The organism is uncultured Pontibacter sp., from assembly GCF_947492645.1.
Lineage (GTDB): Bacteria > Bacteroidota > Bacteroidia > Cytophagales > Hymenobacteraceae > Pontibacter.
The window spans coordinates 156,955-179,905 of the sequence record NZ_CANLMZ010000003.1 but is presented as its reverse complement, the minus strand read 5'-3'; the positions used below and the strand labels follow the sequence as shown (position 1 = coordinate 179,905).

At 45.8% G+C, this 22,951-nt stretch carries 22 protein-coding genes; 13 read left to right on the top strand and 9 right to left on the bottom strand.

Translation table 11 applies throughout. From position 1 onward, the window contains the following. Nucleotides 1–5: 5 nt before the first annotated feature. On the bottom strand, nucleotides 6–1,640 hold the full coding sequence (gene ade, locus Q1A23_RS03620) for an adenine deaminase (protein ID WP_299819620.1): 1,635 nt from the start codon (nucleotides 1,638–1,640) through the stop codon (nucleotides 6–8). 263 nt (nucleotides 1,641–1,903) lie between these two features. Between ade and cmk the strand changes: the two genes are divergently transcribed. The 9 genes from cmk (at nucleotide 1,904) to Q1A23_RS03575 (ending at nucleotide 9,308) form a co-directional block, all read left to right on the top strand. Next, nucleotides 1,904–2,608: a (d)CMP kinase gene (gene cmk, locus Q1A23_RS03615; RefSeq protein ID WP_299819617.1), complete on the top strand. Its 705-nt coding sequence runs from the start codon at nucleotides 1,904–1,906 to the stop codon at nucleotides 2,606–2,608. Nucleotides 2,609–2,620: 12 nt separating this feature from the next. Further along, a complete protein-coding gene (locus tag Q1A23_RS03610) occupies nucleotides 2,621–3,511 on the top strand; it encodes a 4-hydroxy-3-methylbut-2-enyl diphosphate reductase (protein ID WP_299819614.1) in 891 nt (296 codons plus the stop codon). An 81-nt stretch (nucleotides 3,512–3,592) separates the two neighbouring features. Further along, nucleotides 3,593–4,135 (top strand): DUF502 domain-containing protein, encoded by a 543-nt coding sequence (locus Q1A23_RS03605; RefSeq protein WP_299819611.1) that lies wholly within the window; start codon nucleotides 3,593–3,595, stop codon nucleotides 4,133–4,135. A gap of 142 nt (nucleotides 4,136–4,277) precedes the next feature. Then, complete coding sequence (locus Q1A23_RS03600; protein ID WP_299819608.1) at nucleotides 4,278–5,084, top strand: alpha/beta hydrolase; 807 nt, start codon at nucleotides 4,278–4,280, stop codon at nucleotides 5,082–5,084. 89 nt (nucleotides 5,085–5,173) lie between these two features. Beyond that, on the top strand, nucleotides 5,174–6,376 hold the full coding sequence (locus Q1A23_RS03595) for a sorbosone dehydrogenase family protein (protein ID WP_299819605.1): 1,203 nt from the start codon (nucleotides 5,174–5,176) through the stop codon (nucleotides 6,374–6,376). Between the two features lie 125 nt (nucleotides 6,377–6,501). After that, nucleotides 6,502–6,984 (top strand): RimK/LysX family protein, encoded by a 483-nt coding sequence (locus Q1A23_RS03590; RefSeq protein ID WP_299819602.1) that lies wholly within the window; start codon nucleotides 6,502–6,504, stop codon nucleotides 6,982–6,984. A 7-nt stretch (nucleotides 6,985–6,991) separates the two neighbouring features. Then, nucleotides 6,992–7,894, top strand: a complete 903-nt coding sequence (rimK, locus tag Q1A23_RS03585) for a 30S ribosomal protein S6--L-glutamate ligase (protein WP_299819599.1) — start codon at nucleotides 6,992–6,994, stop codon at nucleotides 7,892–7,894. A gap of 1 nt (nucleotide 7,895) precedes the next feature. Then, entirely contained in the window at nucleotides 7,896–8,837 is a 942-nt protein-coding gene (locus Q1A23_RS03580; RefSeq protein WP_299819596.1) for a succinylglutamate desuccinylase/aspartoacylase family protein, read from the top strand. A gap of 336 nt (nucleotides 8,838–9,173) precedes the next feature. Continuing rightward, a complete protein-coding gene (locus tag Q1A23_RS03575; RefSeq protein ID WP_299819593.1) occupies nucleotides 9,174–9,308 on the top strand; it encodes a hypothetical protein in 135 nt (44 codons plus the stop codon). A gap of 237 nt (nucleotides 9,309–9,545) precedes the next feature. Here Q1A23_RS03575 and Q1A23_RS03570 read toward each other — a convergent pair whose 3' ends face one another. The 8 genes from Q1A23_RS03570 to Q1A23_RS03535 all read right to left on the bottom strand — a co-directional run bounded on the left by Q1A23_RS03570 (nucleotide 9,546) and on the right by Q1A23_RS03535 (nucleotide 19,334). After that, the gene (locus Q1A23_RS03570) at nucleotides 9,546–10,040 is read right to left on the bottom strand and encodes a hypothetical protein (RefSeq protein ID WP_299819590.1); all 495 of its coding nucleotides are present in this window, start codon (nucleotides 10,038–10,040) and stop codon (nucleotides 9,546–9,548) included. 104 nt (nucleotides 10,041–10,144) lie between these two features. Continuing rightward, a complete protein-coding gene (locus Q1A23_RS03565) occupies nucleotides 10,145–10,939 on the bottom strand; it encodes a methyltransferase domain-containing protein (protein WP_299819587.1) in 795 nt (264 codons plus the stop codon). A 41-nt stretch (nucleotides 10,940–10,980) separates the two neighbouring features. After that, nucleotides 10,981–11,652 (bottom strand): oxidoreductase, encoded by a 672-nt coding sequence (locus Q1A23_RS03560; RefSeq protein WP_299819585.1) that lies wholly within the window; start codon nucleotides 11,650–11,652, stop codon nucleotides 10,981–10,983. Nucleotides 11,653–11,661: 9 nt separating this feature from the next. Then, nucleotides 11,662–14,151: a DUF5916 domain-containing protein gene (locus Q1A23_RS03555; RefSeq protein ID WP_299819582.1), complete on the bottom strand. Its 2,490-nt coding sequence runs from the start codon at nucleotides 14,149–14,151 to the stop codon at nucleotides 11,662–11,664. Between the two features lie 82 nt (nucleotides 14,152–14,233). Next, nucleotides 14,234–15,076 carry a S1-like domain-containing RNA-binding protein gene (locus tag Q1A23_RS03550; protein WP_299819579.1) on the bottom strand — a complete coding sequence of 281 codons (843 nt, stop codon included), beginning with the start codon at nucleotides 15,074–15,076 and terminating at the stop codon, nucleotides 14,234–14,236. A 788-nt stretch (nucleotides 15,077–15,864) separates the two neighbouring features. Further along, the gene (locus Q1A23_RS03545; RefSeq protein WP_299819576.1) at nucleotides 15,865–16,350 is read right to left on the bottom strand and encodes a tetratricopeptide repeat protein; all 486 of its coding nucleotides are present in this window, start codon (nucleotides 16,348–16,350) and stop codon (nucleotides 15,865–15,867) included. 382 nt (nucleotides 16,351–16,732) lie between these two features. Beyond that, nucleotides 16,733–17,362 (bottom strand): DNA starvation/stationary phase protection protein, encoded by a 630-nt coding sequence (locus Q1A23_RS03540; protein WP_299819573.1) that lies wholly within the window; start codon nucleotides 17,360–17,362, stop codon nucleotides 16,733–16,735. A gap of 76 nt (nucleotides 17,363–17,438) precedes the next feature. Next, nucleotides 17,439–19,334, bottom strand: coding sequence for a hypothetical protein (locus Q1A23_RS03535; protein WP_299819570.1), 1,896 nt, complete (start codon nucleotides 19,332–19,334; stop codon nucleotides 17,439–17,441). Nucleotides 19,335–19,581: 247 nt separating this feature from the next. Here Q1A23_RS03535 and Q1A23_RS03530 point away from each other — a divergent pair, with 247 nt between their 5' ends. The 4 genes from Q1A23_RS03530 (at nucleotide 19,582) to Q1A23_RS03515 (ending at nucleotide 22,404) form a co-directional block, all read left to right on the top strand. Next, nucleotides 19,582–20,847: a putative DNA modification/repair radical SAM protein gene (locus tag Q1A23_RS03530; protein WP_299819568.1), complete on the top strand. Its 1,266-nt coding sequence runs from the start codon at nucleotides 19,582–19,584 to the stop codon at nucleotides 20,845–20,847. Between the two features lie 16 nt (nucleotides 20,848–20,863). Then, a complete protein-coding gene (locus tag Q1A23_RS03525; RefSeq protein WP_299819565.1) occupies nucleotides 20,864–21,070 on the top strand; it encodes a hypothetical protein in 207 nt (68 codons plus the stop codon). A gap of 10 nt (nucleotides 21,071–21,080) precedes the next feature. After that, on the top strand, nucleotides 21,081–21,866 hold the full coding sequence (locus Q1A23_RS03520; protein WP_299819564.1) for a TIGR03915 family putative DNA repair protein: 786 nt from the start codon (nucleotides 21,081–21,083) through the stop codon (nucleotides 21,864–21,866). A gap of 169 nt (nucleotides 21,867–22,035) precedes the next feature. Beyond that, on the top strand, nucleotides 22,036–22,404 hold the full coding sequence (locus tag Q1A23_RS03515; protein ID WP_299819562.1) for a hypothetical protein: 369 nt from the start codon (nucleotides 22,036–22,038) through the stop codon (nucleotides 22,402–22,404). The last annotated feature ends 547 nt before the right edge of the window (nucleotides 22,405–22,951 follow it).

Below are 22,951 nucleotides of genomic sequence, written 5' to 3'. Positions count from 1 at the left end.
TAAGATTACTCTGCTACTGGTACGAACTGAAACACGTCTCCGTTAAATAAACCTTTATCGCTCAGCTTAAGCGATGGGATTACCAACAGCGCCATAAATGATAAAGTCATGAAAGGAGACTCCAGTTTGCTGCCCATTGCCTTGCTCATTTTATCAATAGCCGAGTAAGCTTCCGCTACTTTATACCCGTCCTGCGCCGACATGATGCCCGCCACCGGTAAGGGTAACAGTTCTTCTTTGCCCAGGCCCACGGCTGCCACACCACCTTTTGCCTGTATAATCAGGTTAACGGCTCTGGCTATACTTTCATCATCTACGCCTACAGCTATAATGTTATGCGAATCGTGACCTACAGAAGAGGCAATGGCGCCTTCTTTTAGCCCTACGTTTTTTATGAAGGCCACAGCCGGGATAGTGTTTTCGTAGCGGTTTACCACAGCCAGTTTCAGCACATCATTCGCTACATCTCCTTCGATAAAACCATTTTCGATCTTAGCGTCTGCCCATACTTCCTTTGTAATCAGTTGGCCGTCGTATGCTTCTATCACACGTATTTTAGTTGCATTGGCGGCCGGTATTTTAAACTGCTCTGCAGCCTTTTCGTCGGTGTCAAAGTTGTTGATCTCTTCGCTTGGCGTAAACTCGATTTTAGATTTGCCCTGCTCTGCCACCAGCTGCCCGTTAATGTAAGTAGCCTGTACGTTAAATTCTTCAGGGTTATCGATAAGTATAAAATCGGCAGGATCGCCTTCGCGCAGCAGGCCTACATCCAGTTTATAGTGCTGCACCGGGTTTACACAGGCTGCCTGTAACACATGAAACAGGTCGTTGCCCTTTGCCAATGCACGCTTTACCAGCAAGTTGACATGGCCTTCTACCAGGTTGTCGGGGTGCTTGTCGTCGGAGCAGAACATGATGTTTTGATAGTGCTCAGGCAACAGCGGGATAAGGGCTTCGAAGTTTTTAGCGGCGCTACCTTCTCTGATGAGGATCTTCATGCCAACAGCTAATTTATCCAAAGCCTCTTCGGCGGTAAAGCATTCGTGGTCGGTGGTGATGCCGGCTGCTGCATAAGCTGCTGCCTGCTCGCCTCGCAACCCCGGTGCGTGTCCGTCAACGGCTTTGTTATACTTCTGCGCCAGCGCTATCTTCTCCATCACGTCCGAATCTCTGTTTAATACGCCTGGCCAGTTCATCATCTCTGCCAGGTACTTTACCTCGTCGCGCTGAAACAATTTCTCTATATTAGCGGCCGTTATTTCTGCGCCGGCAGTCTCGAAAGGAGTGGCAGGTACGCAGGACGGCGCACCAAAGTAAAACTTAAACGGCACCTTGTTTCCATTCTCGATCATGTACTCCACACCCTCCAGGCCAAGTACGTTTCCGATCTCGTGTGGATCTGAAACAGTAGCAACCGTACCATGCGGAACAGCCAGCCGGGCAAACTCACAGGGCACCAGCATAGAGCTTTCTACGTGCACGTGGGCATCTACAAAGCCCGGTAAAATATAATTGCCTGCTGCTGTGGCCTCACGAACTATTTTAGAAATGCGGCCGTTTGACACATGAATAGTGCCGGCGTAAATATCTTGTTGTTGTATGTCTATGATATGTCCGGAAACAGAGAAGTCTGCGTGCATGGTGCTAGGTTTTTGTTACGATTAATTGCCTTGCCGTAAGGCTTAAAACGGTAAATTACTTTATATTTGCATTAAATTCAGTCGTTTTGAGAAAGTATATTTCATATTTGGTTCTAGCAGGCTTCCTGGCCACAGGCTCGCTGGCAGGGTGCTCTAATAAAACGCCTCAGCAGAAAAAAACGGCTAAGTACCAGAAAAAGAGCAAGCGCGGTAACCAACCTTGCCCTTGCGACTCAAACTAAATTCCCTTTTATTTTTCTCTTATGAAGAAGATCGTAATCGCACTTGACGGCTATTCCTCATGCGGTAAAAGTACCACGGCAAAATTAGTGGCAGCAGCACTTGGCTATGCCTACATTGATACCGGTGCCATGTACCGTGCGGTTACGTTATACTTCCTCGATCATCATATATCGCTTACCAACCCAAAGGAGATCAAAGATGCCCTGAACAACATCGAGATCGATTTCCATTACAACCCCAAAACGCAGCGGAACGAGGTTTTCTTAAATGGCCTGAATGTTGAAGATGAGATACGCAAGATGTACATCTCTAACCAGGTAAGCGAGGTAAGCGTAGTGGCAGATGTGCGCCGCGCCATGGTGGCACAGCAGCAGAAGATGGGCAGGAAACGCGGTGTGGTAATGGATGGGCGAGACATTGGTACGGCAGTTTTTCCGGATGCAGAGGTGAAGATTTTTATGACTGCAGACGTAGACACACGCGCCAAGCGCCGGCAGGTAGAGTTGTTGGAGAAGAAGCAGTTGGTTAACTTAGACGATATTAAGGCAAACCTGCAGAAGCGCGACCACATAGACTCTACGAGAGCCGAAAGCCCGTTACGCCGTGCCGAAGATGCTGCCTTACTCGATACCTCGCACATGACAATAGATGAGCAGGTTGATTTTGTTTTGGAGAGGGTAACATCTGCTTTGATAAACGAAGAGAGAACTGTAAATCAGGCTTAAGAGCGTAAGATTATGAAAGTAACCATCGATAAAAACTCAGGCTACTGCTTTGGCGTGGAATTCGCGATACAGATGGCTGAGGATGAAATGGAGAATTGTGAAGAGCTTTACTGCTTAGGCGATATTGTGCATAACAGCATGGAGGTGCAGCGCCTTTACCAAAAGGGTTTGCGCATAATAGACCGCGAGCAACTAAAAGAGCTGCGCGACTGCAAAGTACTGATAAGAGCGCACGGCGAACCACCAGAAACATATAAGCTGGCATTAGAAAATAACATTGAATTGATAGATGCCTCCTGCCCGGTTGTGCTTAAGCTGCAAAACCGTGTAAAGCATGCTTACGACAGCGGCCTGAGCGAAGCCAGCCAGATCGTGATTTACGGCCAGGTGGGCCACGCCGAGGTGATTGGGTTAGCCGGCCAGACAGGCGATGAGGCCATTATCGTGACCACAGAAGAAGACCTGGATAAAATAGACTTTACACGCCCGGTTACGTTGTTTAGCCAAACCACCAAGAGCACCAAAGGCTTTTACCATATTAAAGAACTGATAGAGCAGCGTATAAAGCAGGCCAACGAAGATAGCACCCAGCCGGCTTTTAATGCCAACGACAGCATTTGCCGCCAGGTATCAAACCGTGAGCCGCAGCTGGCAAAGTTCTCTACGGAGCATGATGTGCTGGTTTTTGTAAGCGGCAAGAAAAGCTCGAACGGAAAAGCGCTTTACAGCGTATGCAAAAACCACAACCCTAACAGCTACTTTGTAGAAAATGAGCAGGAGTTGCAGCCCGAGTGGTTTGCAAGTGCGCAGAGTGTAGGTATTTGCGGAGCAACCTCTACGCCAATGTGGCTAATGCAGCAGGTTGCGACTTATATTGAGAGCTTAAGCCTGGCTGAGGCATAAAACATAGCATTTATACTATAAAGCATTTTTGCTAATTTAGGCTTTGCTTCGGCAAAGCCTTTTTTTTGCGACAAATAATACATGAGACGTTTATTCCGATATTTCCTTAACGGGCTTTTGATCATTGCCCCTTTTACCCTTACCGTTTGGATAGTTGTAGCCATAATAGACTGGCTGGACGGGCTCTTTGACTTGGGCATACCAGGGCTGGGCATTTTGCTGATGGTGATATTGCTTACCCTTGTCGGGTTTATAGGCTCTTCGCTGTTGGTAAAGCCGTTTTTTGTCATCACAGAAAAGCTGTTCCACAAAGTACCGTTAGTGAGTATTATTTACTCAAGTATAAAAGACTTGTTCAATGCTTTTGTCGGCGATAACCAGAAGTTTAATAAGCCGGTGATGGTGAAGATGTCGGAAGATGCGGATAACCATAAACTGGGATTTGTTACGCAGGATACCATCATCAGCATTGAATGTGAAGATAAAGTAGCCGTATACTTTCCGCACTCTTACAACTTTTCAGGTGAGCTTTTTCTGGTGCCCCTCCGCAACGTTACGTTCCTGGATGTGCCAAGCAGCGAGGTGATGAAGTTTATTGTGTCCGGGGGAGTTTCGAAGTTATAACGTTTGGGTGACGGAGGTAAGTAAATTACGTGCAAGGCCTTTTAAGTTTACTTCATGTCTTACTTTTCAGCTCCAGCATCTTTTAGTGTCCTTACGCAGTAAAACCCTCTAACTTCTTAACTCCTAAACTTCCGATTTTAAGATGCCCTTTATACTTCAAGACAGATCTAAGCTTCATTACCGGGTAATTGGGCATGGCACTCGGGTATTGCTGGCTTTCCATGGGTATGGGCAAAGCAGTAGTTATTACCAAAGTATGGAGCGTGCGCTTGGCAGCGATTACACAATCTATGCCTTCGACTTGTTTTTTCATGGGAGCAGCACCTTACATAAAAATGACCTGCCGCTTACAAAGCCCCTGTTAAAGGATTTTATACTTCATTTTCTGGATAAGTATAAAGTTGAGCGCTTTTCGCTGATGGGCTTTAGCATGGGAGGCAAGTTTGCGCTTACTTTAGTAGAAACGATGCCAGAGCGTATAGAGGAGCTTTTCCTGATTGCGCCTGACGGTATCAAGACCAGCTTTTGGTATAACATAGCCACTTACCCAGGGTGGCTGCAGCAGCTGTTTAAGCGCACCGTAGTAAAACCAGACATCTTTTTTGGCCTGCTGCGGATGCTGGATAAGTATAACATGGTGCACAAAAGCCTGATTCGGTTTGCACACTACCAAATGGACAGCACAGCAAAGCGCCTGCGCGTGTACCGCAGCTGGGTTGGCTTCAGAGAACTTAACTTCGACATCAGGCAAATTGTAAAGCTGCTGAATATAAATAAAGTACCGGTTACGATGTTCCTGGGGGAGTATGACCAGATCATCTCTCCAAAGCGTGTAGGCGTATTTGTTAATGCCCTGGACCAGGGAGAGCTGGTGGTGTTAAAAGCCGGTCACTCAAATTTGCTGAGTGATGTAGCCGACCTGCTGCACCGAAAGCGCAAATCAAATTAGCTTTGCCTTTGGGCTATATTTATACTTTCAATAATTAACCTAAAACCTGATTTATACTTATACCTGTTTATAATCTAACACGATAGACCATGAAAAAACCACTAGTGCTGCTTTTAAGTTGCTTCACCTTCGCTACATTTGCCACCAGCTGCTCCTCCGACAACTCGTCGGCCGGCGAAAACGCATCTGCCGATACAGAAGCTGTAGAACAGGATGCAGCCGCCAGCGCCGATAATCCGGAACCTGAAGATGCCAGCCTTTCTAAAATAAGTTTGCCTGCCGGATTTAAGATTGAATACTATGCCAGAAATGTAGAAAATGCCCGATCTATGGCATTAAGCCCCTCGGGTATACTTTTCGTGGGCACGCGCAGCAACGATAAAGTTTTTGCCATAATTGATGAAAACAAAGATGGCAAAGCAGAAGAAGTAGTGGAGGTAGCCGCCGGCTTAAACAGCCCGAATGGTGTAGCTGTACATAACGGAGACCTGTATGTGGCAGAAATTAGCCGCGTACTTAAGTATCCAAACATAGAACAGACCTACCGCAACAAGCCAAAGTATGAAGTGGTGAACGATAAATTTCCGACTGATGCGCACCATGGCTGGAAATATATTGCCTTCGGCCCTGATAACAAATTGTATGTGCCGGTAGGTGCGCCCTGCAATATCTGCGAAAACACAGACAAGCCAATTTATGCCAGCATTGCCCGCATGAACGCCGATGGCTCTGGACTGGAAGTGTACGCGCACGGAGTGCGCAATACCGTAGGCTTTACCTGGCACCCGCAAACCAAAAACTTATACTTTACCGACAATGGCCGCGACATGCTGGGCGATAACACTCCCCCGGATGAGTTGAACCGCGCCACGCAAAAAGGACAGCACTTTGGTTATCCTTACTGCCACGCCGGCGAGATATCAGACCCTGAGTTTGGCAAAAAGCGCAACTGCAACGATTTTGTAAAGCCGGTGCAAAAGCTTGGCGCGCACGTGGCTTCGCTGGGCTTAAAGTTTTACACAGGCAACATGTTTCCGGCAGAGTATAAAAACCGCATCATCATAGCAGAGCACGGCTCCTGGAACCGCTCCGAAAAATCAGGTTACAGGTTAATGCAGGTTACCCTTGATGGCAATGGCAATGCCACTTCTTACGAGCCATTTGCCGAAGGATGGTTAGAAGGCCAGGATGACTGGGGGCGCCCTGTAGATGTGCTGGTGATGCCTGATGGCGCCCTGCTTGTATCCGATGATAAAAACAATGCTATTTACAGGATCAGCTACAGTAAGTAATTATGGTTGCTGCACAAAGGGTATAGCTGACGATTTCAGGTTACACTTTTATTCTGAAATTTCTCAGCTATAATTTCTCAGCTATAGTACAGCATTCGTGAATCATACTTCTAAATTTGCCTTTGATGAAAGAGGAAAAAAAAGAAAAGCATAAAGCTGAAAAAAAAGTGATAGGAAGGCGGGAGCTCGTGTCGTTTCCGGATCTGGATATTGATGAGATAGAAGCCAAGGTGGATACCGGTGCTTTTACCTCGGCTATCCATTGCTCCGACATACACGAAGAAATCCGCCCTGACGGCACAAAAGTGATATGCCTGGATTTGCTGGACCCTTCTCATCCACAGTATAACCATAAAAAGTTGTGGTTTGCCGAGTATGATCTGCGCGAAATAAAAAGCTCTATAGGAGAGAGGCAGGAGCGTTACGTTATAAAAACCAAGATCAGGTTGTTTGATGAAACCGTTGAAGCCGAATTTTCGCTCTCTGACAGAAGCGACATGAAATACCCGGTGCTTATCGGAAGAAAATTATTAAAAGGGCGGTTTATTGTCGATGTTTCCCGTAAAAACCTTGCACAAAAGTATAAACTCAAGCAAAAGCAGAAATAAATAATTTATGAAAATAGCCATTCTCTCCCGTAACCCAAAGCTATACTCTACCCGCCGCCTGGTGGAGGCAGCCGAGCAGCGGGGGCACCAAGCCATTGTATTAGACCACTTGCGCTGCGACCTTGTAATAGAGCAGGGCGACCCGCACATATTGTACAAAGGAGAGCGCCTCACAGGTATAGATGTTGTGATTCCACGTATTGGAGCCTCGGTAACATTTTACGGTACAGCAGTAGTGCGCCAGTTTGGGATGATGAAAGTAAAAAGCGCCGTAGACTCTCAGGCTATTGTGCGCTCGCGCGATAAACTGCGCAGCCTCCAGATACTGTCGCGTGCCGGTTTAGGCATGCCCAAAACAGCTTTCACCAACTACTCTAAAAACACATCCGAGCTGGTAAAAGAAGTAGGTGGCGCCCCCCTGGTAATTAAGCTGCTGGAAGGCACACAAGGACTGGGCGTAGTACTGGCCGAGACCAGGAAGGCAGCTGAGTCAGTAATCGAGGCATTCCATAACCTGAAGGCACGTATAATTGTGCAGGAGTTTATTGCAGAGGCTGGTGGTGCCGACATCCGCGCATTTATAGTAAACGGCGAGGTAGTAGGCGCTATGAAACGACAGGGAAAAGAGGGCGAGTTCCGTTCTAACCTGCACCGTGGCGGTAATGCATCTTTGATAAAACTTACCCGCCAGGAAAAAGCCGCTGCTTTGCTGGCTGCTAAGTCCTTGGGTTTAGGTATAGCTGGTGTAGATATGCTACAATCTAAGCGCGGGCCCCTTATACTTGAGGTAAACTCGTCGCCGGGGCTGGAGGGGATAGAGCGTGCCACCCAAAAAGACATCGCCACCAAAATAATAGAGTACGTGGAAGAACTGGCAAAGAAAAAGCCTAAAACGAAAGTACAGGAATAGCATGCCCGAAACGATAGTTATTAACGGCAAAAGCATAGACCGGGGCGAGAAGGTACTGACAAAGCTGGTGATAAGTAAATTGCCCAGCGGTACGGTAATCGAGATACCTGTTTATGTTTTTCGGTCTGTAAACGATGGCCCGGTAGTATTGCTGATGGCTGGCATGCACGGCGATGAAGTAAACGGTACTGAGATTATCCGCAGGATGCTGTCTAAAAAGATGCTGTATCCGCTAAAAGGAACCATCATTGCGGTGCCTATACTTAACATCTATGGCTTCCTGAACTTTTCCAGGGAGGTGCCGGATGGCAAAGATGTTAACCGCAGCTTTCCGGGTAACCGCGACGGGTCGCTTGCCAGCCGCGTTGCCCACCGCTTTATGAAGGAGGTGATGCCTTACGTAGACTACGGCCTCGACTTCCATACAGGGGGCTCGAGCCGTGCCAATTACCCACAGATACGTTGCGTGCTAAGCGACTATAAGAATGAAGAGTTGGCTAAGGCTTTTGCTGCACCTTTTATCATGAATGCTCCTTATCGCCAGGGATCGCTACGCAAAGAAGCTGGCAAACTTGGCAAATCTATTCTGGTGTACGAAACAGGCGAGAGCCTCCGGTTTGATGAAAAAGGCATTAAGATAGGGATAGAAGGTACCTGCCGTGTGCTGCACCACCTCGGTATGATGGCAAACCACACAGAGCCTACAGAGCCAAGTATGGTTTGCATGAAAGATATTTGGTTGCGCGCAAAAAATGCTGGTTTGTGGCGTACTTCTATCAACATAGGGGAGTATGTAAAAAAGAACCAGGTGATAGGAAGCATAACCGACCCATACGGTGAGATGGAGGTTAGGCTGAATGCGCCTGCATCTGGCTACATTGTGGGTTTAAATAACATGCCTGTGGTTAACCAGGGCGACGCATTGCTTCATATAGCTTATTAAATAGGCCTAAATGTGGCAAGTATAAAAGGCGAAGGCTACTAAAGATGATGGCCTTCGCCTTTTATCTTTAAAGCAATATCCTTATATTTAAATTATACTTTAGTTTAAAAGCTAGGTTTGTTGTGAGTAGAATAGCCGGCTAAAGCGCTAAACCCAATCCTTATGATGAATTTCTTTAATAACTGTAGCATTACGAAAACCAGGTACTCTTTACCTGTTCTTATTGCTGTAGTTGTTGTTTTGTTCTGCGCAGGGTTGATGGTAGGAGAGTCGGTAGGAAGGCTTATATACAACCTTACACATTAAGCTTTTACACCACGTATAAATCTGTCGCTTATGAAGCTCATAAAACATTGTACTGGCAAGGAAAGTAAATTGCACCGTCCTGTGGTGGTAGCTGTTATACTTGTCTTTTTTATGTACTTTGCCGGCGAGGCTGTAGGCGAGTTTGTGTATAATATAACACATTAGCAGCAATGAACATCAAGAAGGAATGTCTTCCGGGGAAGAGCAGTTGGTATCTCAGAAGTGGGCTTATACTATTATCCGCTTACTTTATTTTTAGATTTGGTACCAGCGTAGGCGAGATCATATACTTTATCACGCATTAGAAGGTGCATTACAAAACAACAATCAGAGTATAAACAAAGAGGCCTTGCTAATAAGTTAGCAAGGCCTCTTTGTTTATACTCTGATTGTTGAAATCAATTAAAACACATAACGCACATGCAGGGCACTATCCCAGTAGCCGCCGCCGCTTGGTATGTTAATGTATGGCTTTATGTCTGCGCCAATTGTAAACGGAATATCACGGATGTAATACTCCAGTCCCAGCACACCGTCTATACCTAAGGCTACTACATTATCGTCGTGGTAGTGTTTGTGGCCGCGGTCGTAGTAATGGTGCCCTTCGTGGAAACCAATGTGCCCCCCGATACCATAATACCATTGCAGGCCGCGTGCATTAAAAGCCTGTGCGTGTTTTTCGTAGAGTACTGTAATAACTGCACCCCTGTGCCTGAAGTTGGTGCTAATGATACCTTCTATGGCAGCATCGCTTTTGATAAAGTGTTTGATGGTAAGGCCAGACGCTACACCGCCTCTTAAACCAATACCCGTGCTGTAACCGCTTTGTGCCTGTGCCGCAACCGAAACACAAAGTACAATTGCCAATGCAAACGTAATACGTAATAGATTTTTCATTTAACTATAAAAATATTGAAAGATTAGCATTTGCCTGCGCCTAAATAAAGGCTTTAGCTCAGGCAAAATTACTACTTCTAACGTACTTGTACATTATTATTGTGCTAGGATTCCTGATTTTTACTCTCCACTTTATAATCCTGCAGGTAAACGGTTTTTTTAGTGCGTTGCCCAATCAATTTAAAGAAAGATATAAAGTTCTGTTTGTCACGTTCCAGCGCTTTGGCAAAGGGGTCTTCTTCCTCGGCAGCCTCAAAATCTTTGATATATTGCTGGCGCACCAGTTCCGCTTCGTTTAGCAGCTTTGCAGCTTTTACCTCCACTAAACCTGTTTTTTCCCATAGCCTCTTCCACCACTCTATGGTGTGCACAAAGTACCAGTAGTTCTGGTAATCGTCGCGCAGGAAATCGGGCACTTGATCCAGGGTGTCTATCTCTTTGGTAAAGCATACATCTACAATGGCAATGTAGCCGCCGGGTTTTATAAAGCGGGCAATGTAGGGCAGGTACTTCTCGTCGGTGCCAAAGTATGTGTAGGAGTCTACTACAATCACTACATCAAAGTACTCTTCGGCAAAGGGCAATGCGCGGGCATCTGCCTCTATGGGTATTACATGGTCTTCGCAGCCTTCGTCTTTTATGCGCTGGTAATTATCGCTGGCCGATATGGCTTCGTCTACGGCCCATACTTTAACCCCAAACTCTTTTGCCAAAAAAATAGAGCTGATGGCCTTGCCGCAACCCAAGTCAAGTATGCGCATGCCTGGCTTCAGATTAAGTGATTTAGTAAGGCTTTCGAGGTTAAAAAGCACGTTCTCGCCCATAGAGTGCTTGCGTACCCATTCCGGGTCGTATTGAGATGCTTTCGGGAATATGTGATGTAAGTGTTGTGACTGCATAAATTTATAGTATATGCATGCAACTTACGGCATAGCTCAGGCTACAGTTTAGTACCTAAAGCGGCAATTTCATCTGATGGGTAAATATGAACGCCCTGCTGCTGCTGCGAAGCAACATACACCATGGCACGGGCTACTGTTTCGGCTTCTATGGGTTTATACTTTTTTAATGGCCCTACCATCAGGCTGCTCAGCGGTTTCATTACTTTAGCTGCAAATGCCTCGCCGGTGCGGTGCTCGTCGCGTTCGCCTAAAAGCAACGAAGGCCTTACAATGTGCACAGCACCAAAGCCCTGCTGCTGTACATCGCGCTCCATCTCGCCTTTTACTTTATTGTAGAAAACCATAGAACCCGCATCAGCGCCCATAGCCGAAACCACCACAAACTGAGCGGCACCTTTACGCGCTGTAAGCTTGGCTAGCTCTACTACGTATGTGTGGTCTACTTTGTAAAACGCTTCTTTAGATCCGGCCTTTTTAATGGTCGTGCCCAGGCAACAGAATACATCATCTACATCCAGGTCGGCTGCATAGCTTTGCAACTTATTAAAATCTACCTTCTTTTGCTCTAGCTTGGGGTGTATCAGGGGCAGGTCACGGCGACCTACCGATATTACCTGGCTGTATCTGTCGCCCTGGAGCAACAACTCCAGGCAATGACCGCCAACTAAACCGCTGGCTCCGGCAATAAGTGCGCTTCTAACTTTCTGCATTTTTTTGGGTTATGCAGAAAGTACGTTTTTTAAGGCTATATAGTCTATAAAGTATAAAAGCTTTACCGAAAAATTATTATTCTGCGGTGCCTGCATGGTGCGCGACAGGTTATCGAAGTACTGCGAGCTTACTTTATCTCTGTTATCCTGTATCGCGTTTTTCCAGACTACGCGTAATTCACTGCCAGGTGCAAAGCGCCAGCTGTACACTAAATCGATGTTAAAGTAATTTATATTAATATCCCTGAATCGCGACTGTTCAGGGTCCTGCTCAGCGGTAATGTGCAGCAGTTTGCCATTATCCTGCAGGTAGTAAAACCAGTTATTCTCTGCCCTGGACCAATAGTGACGCATGTTCAGCGTAAGGCCCGTGCGCTCGTTAAAGATGTAGGCACCAGAAAGTGTTGTCGTAAGCGTTTTGAGGTCGCGGTCTGCAAAGAATGTTTGAGGGCTCTTCATTTCCGGGTCTCTTACATACCCAATGCTATGCCTGTTAATACTGTAGTCGTTACCGTTTATCAGGAGCAGCTTATCGTTTACTCTAAAGCGTGGGCTAAAACTTCCCCACCAGTCGCTTTGGTTATACTTACCCGACTCCCAATGGCCCAACGATGCATCCAGGGCCAGGCGCTTACGGTAATCTGTGGAGATGCCTATGTTAGCCTCTGTAGCAGCAGGCCTGATGTAAACCGCCGGAAAAGCACGTGCCTCAAAGTAATCGTAGGCATTGCCCGGCCTTACAGTCCAGTTAAAATAGGCGCTGGTAAAGCTGCGGAACTTTACCGAGTGGCTGCCTCCAAAGCTCCAGTTAGTGAACTTGCGTGGTGCATACAGCATGTTGTGGTTTACGCTCAGGCGGTTGCTCCAGGTCAGGAATTTCCAGACAGGCTGGTAAAAGTTGTAGTTTACCTGTGCCGATGTGGCTACCTCGTTGTTGTTTTGCAGGTAACCCAAGTCGTTTATGTCGTAGGTATCAGACTCTACGCTGTGGTTCAGGCTGTACAGAAAGTTGCCGCTTATCTTTGCCAGATTTATGTTGTACTGGTGGCCCAGGGTGACATCTTCTCCATCATACTTCCCGAACAGTTGGCTTAGGTTACTGCCTGCACTTACTGCGTAAGTGTTGGACTTATCAGCAAAGCGCAGTTTTATACTTGATACGTTGGCATCGTAAAAACCTTTGGAGCGGGTTACGTTGGTATTGGTAAAGGTTACGAAGGAGTTGTTGCGCAACGTCTGGTCCAGCACAAAAACGCTGTAGTTTGTTAACGGGTCGGTTAATATCTCTCTTGTCTCGCCGCTTTCGTTTTTGGCTTTTGCGAACATATTGCGGGTAATCGCATTAAAAAGACCAATACCCAATCCTTTGCGGGTTCTGCCAGATACCTTTGCCGCGTTAACCAGGCTGCTTGTGCCCGGGTTTTCTTCCAGCGTTTCGCCATCAATTAAATAGCTTCTGGCTTGGTTGTATAAGATGGGCGTGCCACCTATGCGGCGAGAGTAAAATAAGCCTGCTTTGTTAAACAGCTCTGTACCCTCGGTAAAAAACTGCCGGTTCTCGTTAAATTTTACCTCAAACGGCGAAAGGTTCAGCACCTGGTTGTCTGATTGTGTCTGGCCGAAGTCAGGGATTAGGGTTACATCTAATGTAAAGGCATCGTTTATGCCATACTTTACGTCCATGCCACCATTAACGGAGTAGCTGTAGTTGCTTTTGCCTGCCACATCAGACGGGAAATGGTTTACATACCCAGATACGTAGGGTGTAAACTGCAACCTGACCGGCGATTCTATACTTTCGATGCCAATGGCGCGCCCCCCTTGGTTCACAAAACCTGAAACGGCATTGTCCACGTGGTTCCAGTATGATTTTTCGCGGGTACGGCGGATAATGCGCATGTAGTTTACGCCCCAGGTTTGTACTTGTGCTTTCGGGAAGCGGAGGGCACCGTAAGGTATTTTTACCTCTACTGTCCAGCCTTGTTCGTTGCGCTTTACGCTGCTTGCCCACACCGCGTCCCAGTAACGGTCTTCGCTACCCTGCGATATCTTTATATCTGTTTGCACGCCTGCCGCCGACACCAGAAATGCAAAGGCATTCTGCTTATCGTTGTATGTATCCAGGTACACACCAAACATATCCGCGTTATTCTCGCCAGAGTCGCGTTCGCCAAGTTGGGTAAGTATAGAATCGGGGGCGGTATCGTAGAGTTGTGCACCTATGTAAATGGCATCGTTGTCATACAGCATAAACACCTCTGTTTTCTGAGAAGAGGGTTTGCCGTTATGCGGGTCGTAATTTATAAAGTTGGTAGCCGGCGTCACGTTTTGCCATACTTCGGGTTCCAGTACTCCATCTACTACAGGAGCCAGGGCGGTGCGTGCAGCTTTTGTTGTTTTTACTTTAGCCGAAGACTTACCATTATGACCGTTGCCGGCATAAACAGCTGAGGATAGGGTGCAGAGTATACCTGCAAGCGAGAATAACTTGTAAAACATTACAGTAGGCTGCGCGGGTGTAGTGCGCAGCTTTTAAAGGTTATCAGATAAGGTTAGGTTGTAGAGGGTGCACAGTAGCGGTTTATTCTTTTGTCAGGCGTATGCTGTCTTCAGAGATGGTAATGGCCCCGGCTTTGTATAAACCGCCTATGGCACGCTTAAAGGTTTTTTTGCTCATGCCCAGTAATTTATAGATGTCTTCCGGGGTGCTGCTATCAGATATGGGAAGCCAGCCGCTGCCTTGGCGCAATAATCTCATTATTTTCTCAGATGCTTCGTCTGATTCCGCTTTCAGACTAGTGCCGGGCTTGCGCAGACTTACATCAATCTTATTGTCAGAGCGGATGTGCGTAATGTAGCCGGTTGCGGTATCGCCGATACGCAGGTCTTTAAAAACCTCGTTTCTGTACAGCATGCCCATATAGGCGTTGTTGATGATCACTTTAATACCAAGATCTGTAAAACTAGCCACCAACAGTTGTACTTCCTCGCCTTCCGTTAATTCAACATTCTCGTTTTGCAGAAACTTGCCCAGCTTTGATGTGGCTACCACACGGTCTGAGGCATCATCTAAGTATAAATACACGCAGTACTTTTTGCCTACCTGCATTTTGTTTTTCTGGTTATTTAGCGGCACCAGCAGGTCTTTCTCCAGGCCCCAATCCAGGAACGCGCCAAAAGGTGTTACATCGGTGCAGGTAAGGCAGGCAAACTGGCCAACGGTAGCGTATGGCGTCAGGTTAGTGGCGATCATGCGGTCTTCGGAATCGCGGTAAATAAATACACGGATTTTATCTCCCACACGGGCTCCCTCCGGTATGTATTTCATTGGAAGCAGGATGTCGCCGTCTTCAGAAGTTAAGTAAACGCCGAAGTCTACTTCGCGTGCAATTTCCAGTTCGTTATAATCGCCTAATGCTACCATCTTTGTTGTGTTAAAGTATAAAGTGCTGCTTTACAAAGCTAGTAAAAAGCGTACTGTGCTGAAAGTACAAATAACTGATAAGTAGGGTGCCGGTGTATAAAAGCTGTAAAGTATAAATTATATAGTGTTGAAAGGGAGCCATCTCAGCAAATTATTAAACTGTTCGTTTCTAAGCAGGCGCCTTTACACGTTGTTTGTGCTATCTTACTTACCTTTTCTGTTCCTCCGGAAAACTACGGGGAGGTGAAAGAGTAGGAAGAGAAAGAAAGATAATCTTAGAAAGTGCAAAGCAGAAGTGCTGAATTCCGCAATTCACCAGCCTTTGTGAGTTCATTAATTTACCTTATTCGGAACCAACCGGCCGAATACACATAGATTTAGCAGGAATTGATTAAGTCTTAATGCGAAAATACCAAGGTGTCAATCAATTAAAAACATTTATATATAAGTGCGCAATAGCACTTGCAATGATATATGTTGCACTAATATAGTTTAATGTGTTATTAGATTTCTCTTGCTGTTTCTTAACTATGCTTGTATATTTTTCTTTGTAGAAGAAGAGGTGAAAATTAATTAACAATAAAGTAGCAAAAGAAAATAGCCATACTTCACCCTGAAAAAGGGATGGATTTATAGATACGAGATTTGAAATTTCTAGGTAACTGATGATAAAAATTGAAAACAATACTCTGTTGGTACGATTCTGATAATTATAACCGCTTTCGAGCCCTTTCAGAAAACTATATACCAAATAAAACAGGTTGTGGTAAAGCGCCATTTTCAGTATATTAATTTACTTTCTGATAAATTGACTCCAACATTTCGGCGGCATCCTTGGAGTTTGGATCCGCCTCAAGTGCTTTCTTAAAGCAATCTATCGCCTTTGAATCATTCATAAACATGATGTAATATATAATGCCCATATTATAGTAACTATCATGTACTCTATAGCTTAACTCAACCGATCTACTGTAATCTTCAATGGCCTTTTCAAAGTCGTAAAAATGGGCATAACTAACGCCTCTTCTGTAATAGTATTCACCACTCAGGGAATCCAAACTGATTAGCTTTGAATAAAAAGATTTAGCTTTGTCGAATTCCTTGTTTTGATATGCTTGATCAGCAACTTCCTTTAGATAGTTAACATCCGCAAACTGGATAGTTTCATCGTTCCGGTTCCCTGGCTGCGCTTTACTATCGCAACTTAATGTTGATAGCCCAGTTGTACCTAGTAGCAGTACAATTCTGAAATATTTGTAAGTGCAATAATTCATAATCGTAATTTACTTCAAACTTGTCTCAAATAATATAGCCTGGAAAGAAAAAGGTAATATGAAGCAAAAGCGAAAAAGCTATGAAGCACCTAAATTATTATTATATAAAGCAGATGCGTACTTTATGAGCAAGGGGGCACAGAATTTTGGAAATCTATCTCTTCCTTAATCAATTGTAAAGTATTTTTAAAATATCAGAAGCGCGTTTTAGAAAAAAATGGTATCAGCAATTTAAGCTTTTAGAGATAGGTATTTTAGATTTGACCATTCATTAAATCATATGAGTAAGTTTAATATACTTAAATTACAATTATGAATAGTATATAAAGTATAAAGGCAGCCTGCGGGGCTGCCTTTATACTTTACTGAAACAAGGAGACTTTTATGCCTTGGTTTTGGTTGCTGCCTTTTTAGTGCCTGCACGCAAAGGGGCTTTTTTGCCTGGTGCTGCTTGCGTATCCTCTTCCAGTATATCCTCCGGCTTCGTGGTCAGGCCGATAGATAGGCTGTCTTCGCCCAGGAAGTGCTCAATGTGGTGGCATCTGTCTTCTGTTTTTAACAGGATGCCTTCCAGCAGGGCCTTGGTTGCAAAATCATCGTGCTGAAAAGCCAGCTTTATACTTTTGCGCAACTCTACCACAATCTGCTTTTCGTCTTCCATGTCTTTCTGCAGCATCTCCCTTATCCTGAACACGCCTTCTTCTTCATGTTGAATATAGGTTAGCTCCAGTTGCCTGGCTGGGTGGCAGGTAGGGCAGTAGCCCATAACGGTAAGCCGTTCTGCAATTGCGTCGTACTGCTCGTGCACTTCGGTATAGTGTTCTTCCAGAAACAGGTGCAGGTCACGGAACTGAGGGCCTTCTACCACCCAATGGTGCTTGTGGTACTGGTTGTAAAGTGTGATTAACGACGCCAGGTGGCGGTCAAGTTCAGATGCCATTTTAGTGGCTGTATCTTTAGACAAACCTACCGGGTTGCCATCGTATTCAGATTTCTCTTTTAGTTTTTCCATAGGTAAAATGTGCTTGTTTAAGCGGTTATACATACTACAATCAGACGCTGGCCAGGCAAGTATAAGTATGCCTGGCTTACCGGAAGTTTGCTACGCCGGGGCGCTCAAACCTGAAGTCTGTAAAGTCATAGTACGGGCGCGATGACTCAAGGATTCTGAAACTATCGAAATCCTCGTTGGGCGGGAGCTTAGGGTAATAGCCCAGTAATATCTGTATCGTGCTGAAGGAGAGGTACTCGTTGCGGAACCTGACCCCAAGGCCATAGCCGCGATAAGGAGTGTTTTTAAATGGAGAACTTTTGTTGCCCGACGACAGCCAGGCAATATCAGCGAACAGCACGCCTGCTAACCTGAAGCCCAATAAAGTGAACGGTGTGTACAGGTTTGCCTCATAGTTAAACGTGACGCGGCGCGAGCCACGCAGCAACTCAGACCGGAAACCGCGCAGGCCACTTTCGTTGTTGATGGCGAGCAGCTCTTCAGGGTTGCGGTTGATGCCAAACGTGCCTCTGCCTTGTATGTAGTGGCGCAGCTTCCAATTGCCCCATTCTTTAAGCTCTGTAAAGTATAAACTCTCAAACTCCACTAACCCTTGTTCCCATCTGTCGTCGCGGATAAAGGAGCCCCAGGTGGCGCTGCCGTAAAAATAACCGGAGTGCGTGCGGTACCTGGCAAAAGAGGCTGACGCGGCAAAATACTGCCGCTCTGTATTGGCCCCCTTTTCGTAGCCGCCAGTAAACGACACTAGCGCACCGGCAGGGATATCCTCGGTTCTACCAAAGCCAAACAAGTAGCGGTCTTTGTAATACTTACGCACACTATAGCCTACACTAGCCAGGGTAAGTACATTGCTCTGGAAATTATCAGTAGGAGCGAGGGTATAGTCGGTGTCTATCATGCGGAGGCCTAAGATCAGGCGGCCTCGCGGCTCGTACCCCAGGTGGTAAGACTTAAACTTAAAGGAACGGCCCAGCCATACATCTGTCCGGTTATACTTCAGGTCATCGAATAAAGCAATGGTATCACCTGCTACGGGCGGCACAAGTAAACGTTCCTCTATGGCGGCGTAGCCAACGGCACCGGCATACTTTGTATTAGTAGAGAAGAAGTCTCTGCGCAGGTAGGCGCTTTTTTCCTTGTAGTAGTTTTCATTGGTGTATACCAGGTCGGCTCCAACATACGTCCTGCCAATATTTTGTACAGAGTATGCTCCTGATATTTCCCAGGGGCGTGGCCGGTTCATGTTAAACCTGTACGTGCCGCGCACCTGGTGTCCCCGGCCCAAAAAGTTAAGGTCACGCAACGATATCCTGCCCGAGCCAGATGACGGGGAGTAGGAGCCGGAACCGCCTAAACTAAAAACGTCTTTAGTTATCACAAATACATCTACGCTGTCATCATCGGTGGTAAGTTCGTTCACGATAATGCGGGCATCCAGTAAATAATCTGTCTGGCGCAGCAATCGCTCCGACTCTACAAGGGCAAGTGGCTCTAGCGGTTCGTTTCTTCTGAAAAGCAATTGGTTGCGCACCAAGCCCCGGCTGGTTTTAATGTGTATGGCATTACCGGCTTTCTCCAGAAAATTACGTGGGGTACGCGTAGAGTCGTGTATAGAGTAGCCAAAGGCATCTAGTGTAACAATATCCAGCTTTCTCACCACTTTATAATTGTGCCGTTCATACTCCCGCTGTATCAATTCGGCATCCAGGCCATATACTTCCTCATACTTCCTGTCAAACACAAGTATGGCGTCCAGCAGTTTGCCCATTATGGTTTTGCGCTCCGACATGCGCCTCAGGTTTTCCAGCAGGCGTTCATCAAATTTAATTTTAGTTGTATCGGTTTTAAGGGCTGCTGTGTCCTGTTTAGGTGTAATAGGGTCCTGTGCATAACACACGCAGGTAAAGAGTAGCAGCGCACTTGCCAGTAGCGTGCGGAGCGTCAATTTTACAAAAGGGTGCGATAAGTACATGTGTGGAAAAGCCAGGCTTTAAAAAAGCTTTCTAATATAACGATTTATCTGTGTACATGTGGCGCTTCGTGTTGTTTTTAGGTGCTGGGGCGCTTTTAGGGCAATGTTTAAGATATATTAATTGCTAATATTGTTAGCAAACAAGAGGGTGTTGATAACATGGTTGATAAATAAATGCTAATAATATTGGGTGATGTAAGGCGGTTGTTGTATCTTTAAACCGTCTTACCTACAAAGCGTTAAGAAAATGGATAGTAGAATAACTGAGAAACTAAAGATATTAGCAGATGCTGCCAAGTATGATGTTTCCTGTTCGTCTAGCGGTGGTAAACGCAAAAATGAGAACAAGGGGTTGGGCAATGCAGAGGGAATGGGAATATGCCATAGCTATACTGAAGATGGCCGTTGTGTTTCGTTGCTGAAGATATTGCTTACCAACCATTGCATATTTGACTGTGCCTACTGTGTAACGCGCAAAAGCAACGATATAAAACGTGCCGCTTTTACGGTGCAGGAGGTAGTAGACCTCACCATAAATTTTTACCGTCGCAACTACATCGAAGGGCTCTTCCTTAGCTCAGGCATTTTTAAGAATGCAGACTATACAATGGAGCGGCTCGTGCGGATAGCTAAGAAGCTGCGCCAGGAAGAGAAGTTTAACGGTTACATACACCTGAAAACTATACCCGGCGCCAGCGACGAGCTTATAAAAGAAGCAGGCCTGTATGCCGACAGATTAAGCGTGAATATTGAGTTGCCATCTGAAATGAGTTTGCAGCAACTGGCACCCGAGAAAAATTATGCGGAGATACTGCAGCCGATGGGTAGCATAAAAAACCAGCTGATACAGGCAAAGGAAGAAAAAGTGCTGTTTAAGTCTGCTCCGGCTTTCGCGCCGGCAGGGCAAAGTACGCAGCTAATAGTAGGGGCATCGGCAGAGAACGATCATCAGATCCTTCAGTTATCTAACCAACTGTACAAAGACTATAGCCTGAAGCGTGTGTATTATTCAGGCTATGTACCCATCAGCAGCGACAACAGATTGCCCATTATTACAGAGCCACCCATTATACGTGAGAACCGCATATACCAGGCCGATTGGCTGATGCGCTTTTATGGTTTTAATGTGCAGGAGATTGTGGATGAGCAAAACCCGCACCTGGACCTGGACATCGATCCGAAGCTGGGTTGGGCGCTACGCAACCGCCACATGTTTCCGGTGGAGATGAACACAGCCGATTATGAGATGATTTTGCGTGTGCCGGGCATCGGGGTAAAGTCCGCAAAGAAGATTGTATCTGCCAGAAGGTTCACCCCGCTCAACTTTGAGAACCTGCGCCAGATGGGCGTCGTGCTAAAACGGGCAAAGTACTTTATTACCTGCCAGACAAAGAGCATGTACCGCCAGGACTTTGATTCGCACACGTTGAAAAACCGCATCCTCTTTGGGGATGGCTCTGTTAGAAGCACCTTGCTGACACAGCAGCTAGACCTGTTTAAAAACGCAGGATGATATAAAGTTTAGTACCATGGCATCGAGTAAAAACAAACCAGCTAATACGAAACCAACCATACAAGCCAAAAAAGTTATTGTTATGAGAAAGAACCAGAAAGTAGCCCGCGTATCCCTTTACTGCAAACTGAACATGCTGGTGCCGCAGCTTAAGAACCTATCAGCCAGAATGCAGACAGAGGCAGGCGAAAAAGGCAGGAACAGCGCAAACAACCATCAGTAACAGCTAAGCTATGTGTCTTTATACTTATGACGGCACTTTTGAAGGACTGCTGACGGTGGTGTTTGAGGCTTATGAGCGCAAGGCATGGCCTACCGCCATAGAGCAGGAGCAGCTGGCACAGCCCATCATGTTTGGCCAAACCATTGCCGTTGCTACCGACGAAGAAAAGGTGAGCAGGGTATGGAAAGGCCTCCAGAAGAAGCTATCAGTAAGTGCGCTTAAGGCCTTATACCATACTTACCTATGGGAGCAACCCGGCTTCGAGATGCTGATTTTTAGCTACATTAAGTTAGTTTTTAGCACAGATCAAAACATAGAAGATAATTATGCGGCGCCTTGTGTGTTGCAGGTGCAGCAGGTGGCCAAGCAAATGTTCCGCGAAAAACACCGTATGGAGGCATTTGTCCGTTTCCAGAAAACAGAAGATAATTTATACTACGCCACTATCTCTCCGGATTTTAACGTGCTCCCTCTGATAATTCAGCACTTTGAGAAGCGTTACGCTGACCAGCGGTGGGCAATTTATGATACACAGCGCAAGTATGGCGCCTACTACGATCTGCATACGGTTTCGCTCATTAACCTGGAGCTGCCACAGCAGCAGCGCACAGTACCTGCAAATGCCTTTTCAGAGGAAGAAGACAAGTATAAACAACTGTGGCAAGTATACTTTGATCATGTAAACATACCGGAGCGTAAAAACCCAAAACTGCACTTACGGCATGTGCCAAAGCGCTACTGGAAGTACCTTTCAGAGAAGCAACCCCGCGCACTTACTGCCAAACCAACTAACTAAGTTGCTGCAGCTTAGTTTCATACTTTCAAAATTGCACCGCTTCTGAAACTATTTCTCCCGGAAATACGTTTAAAACAATATATATATCTTTAATTGTACTATATAGGCCACATTTTCAAGCGCATAACTTGTTACATGTAATTGCCTGTTCTAAACCGTTTTTCACATTATGAACACACGCGTACGAAAGAAACTCATTCAAGTAGCTCGCGGCAGGGCTAACCTGATGACCTTCCAAAACCTCATTTACGAAGCCGAGCTAGGACTTAATCTCGAAAACTCATACGAAAGATCAATGCTGACAGAGGTAATTGATGAAATATCAGAGAGTGAGTATAAAAAAGGCAGACCCCTGCTTAGCAGTCTGGTGCAGGTAAAAGGGCAAAAAAATCAGGGAGATAGCTTTTACAGGTTATGTGAACGCTTAGGTTTGGGTAACTGGAAAGAACTAAAACGCGACGCAACTTTCATAGAGCAACAACGCGAGGCTTGCCGTGACTTCTGGAAAAACAAAGTAAATTATTCATCCTTCCTATAGTATAAAGCGGAGCGACAGCACCAAACCTTGCCACACCCTTTGCTGCCGCTCCTCTTTTTTCTTTTTTACAGTATATTCCTATACTTGCGCCATGCTAGCAGCCTGGCGTTTATTTTTTAAGAATAAACTGCAACAGAACCTGCGCTTTTAGGTTAATAATCCTGAAATTCGACTAAAATCAAATGAACTCCTGTTCCATGGAGAGTAGATTGAGATTGCATAAGCTGTTACAGCTACCTCTCTGGTATGTCCCTCCGTTGCCACTCTTCACCAACTCACTATCCTTTTCTGTTAATTTGCCATCGTATCGGTATTTATACTTTGCTTCTCTTGCAGGTATCCTTTAACAGTCGGTAGCAGCATCAATACAAGTATAAATAAAGTTAATCAATCAGGGTTTCTGATGAGGCTTTGGGTTAAGCTGCTGAGGCTGACTGGGCTATAACCGTTAGTTACGTTTGTACATCATTTGTTATGCTGCCGGTTGGATTTATACTTTATGTTGGTAAAATTCGGGTATTAATTTGTCAAAAATGGAATATATCTG

Bases quoted from the DNA above. Each gene is read 5' to 3' on its own strand.
- Q1A23_RS03570 (WP_299819590.1), bottom strand. From the start codon at position 10,040: ATGAAAAATCTATTACGTATTACGTTTGCATTGGCAATTGTACTTTGT.
- Q1A23_RS03560 (WP_299819585.1), bottom strand. From the start codon at position 11,652: ATGCAGAAAGTTAGAAGCGCACTTATTGCCGGAGCCAGCGGTTTAGTT.
- Q1A23_RS03575 (WP_299819593.1), top strand. From the start codon at position 9,174: ATGAAGCTCATAAAACATTGTACTGGCAAGGAAAGTAAATTGCACCGT.
- Q1A23_RS03520 (WP_299819564.1), top strand. From the start codon at position 21,081: ATGTGTCTTTATACTTATGACGGCACTTTTGAAGGACTGCTGACGGTG.
- Q1A23_RS03565 (WP_299819587.1), bottom strand. From the start codon at position 10,939: ATGCAGTCACAACACTTACATCACATATTCCCGAAAGCATCTCAATAC.
- rimK (WP_299819599.1), top strand. From the start codon at position 6,992: ATGAAAATAGCCATTCTCTCCCGTAACCCAAAGCTATACTCTACCCGC.
- Q1A23_RS03555 (WP_299819582.1), bottom strand. From the start codon at position 14,151: ATGTTTTACAAGTTATTCTCGCTTGCAGGTATACTCTGCACCCTATCC.
- Q1A23_RS03590 (WP_299819602.1), top strand. From the start codon at position 6,502: ATGAAAGAGGAAAAAAAAGAAAAGCATAAAGCTGAAAAAAAAGTGATA.
- ade (WP_299819620.1), bottom strand. From the start codon at position 1,640: ATGCACGCAGACTTCTCTGTTTCCGGACATATCATAGACATACAACAA.
- Q1A23_RS03595 (WP_299819605.1), top strand. From the start codon at position 5,174: ATGAAAAAACCACTAGTGCTGCTTTTAAGTTGCTTCACCTTCGCTACA.
- Q1A23_RS03545 (WP_299819576.1), bottom strand. From the start codon at position 16,350: ATGAATTATTGCACTTACAAATATTTCAGAATTGTACTGCTACTAGGT.
- Q1A23_RS03515 (WP_299819562.1), top strand. From the start codon at position 22,036: ATGAACACACGCGTACGAAAGAAACTCATTCAAGTAGCTCGCGGCAGG.
- Q1A23_RS03530 (WP_299819568.1), top strand. From the start codon at position 19,582: ATGGATAGTAGAATAACTGAGAAACTAAAGATATTAGCAGATGCTGCC.
- Q1A23_RS03600 (WP_299819608.1), top strand. From the start codon at position 4,278: ATGCCCTTTATACTTCAAGACAGATCTAAGCTTCATTACCGGGTAATT.
- Q1A23_RS03550 (WP_299819579.1), bottom strand. From the start codon at position 15,076: ATGGTAGCATTAGGCGATTATAACGAACTGGAAATTGCACGCGAAGTA.
- Q1A23_RS03605 (WP_299819611.1), top strand. From the start codon at position 3,593: ATGAGACGTTTATTCCGATATTTCCTTAACGGGCTTTTGATCATTGCC.
- Q1A23_RS03535 (WP_299819570.1), bottom strand. From the start codon at position 19,334: ATGTACTTATCGCACCCTTTTGTAAAATTGACGCTCCGCACGCTACTG.
- cmk (WP_299819617.1), top strand. From the start codon at position 1,904: ATGAAGAAGATCGTAATCGCACTTGACGGCTATTCCTCATGCGGTAAA.
- Q1A23_RS03580 (WP_299819596.1), top strand. From the start codon at position 7,896: ATGCCCGAAACGATAGTTATTAACGGCAAAAGCATAGACCGGGGCGAG.
- Q1A23_RS03610 (WP_299819614.1), top strand. From the start codon at position 2,621: ATGAAAGTAACCATCGATAAAAACTCAGGCTACTGCTTTGGCGTGGAA.
- Q1A23_RS03540 (WP_299819573.1), bottom strand. From the start codon at position 17,362: ATGGAAAAACTAAAAGAGAAATCTGAATACGATGGCAACCCGGTAGGT.
- Q1A23_RS03525 (WP_299819565.1), top strand. From the start codon at position 20,864: ATGGCATCGAGTAAAAACAAACCAGCTAATACGAAACCAACCATACAA.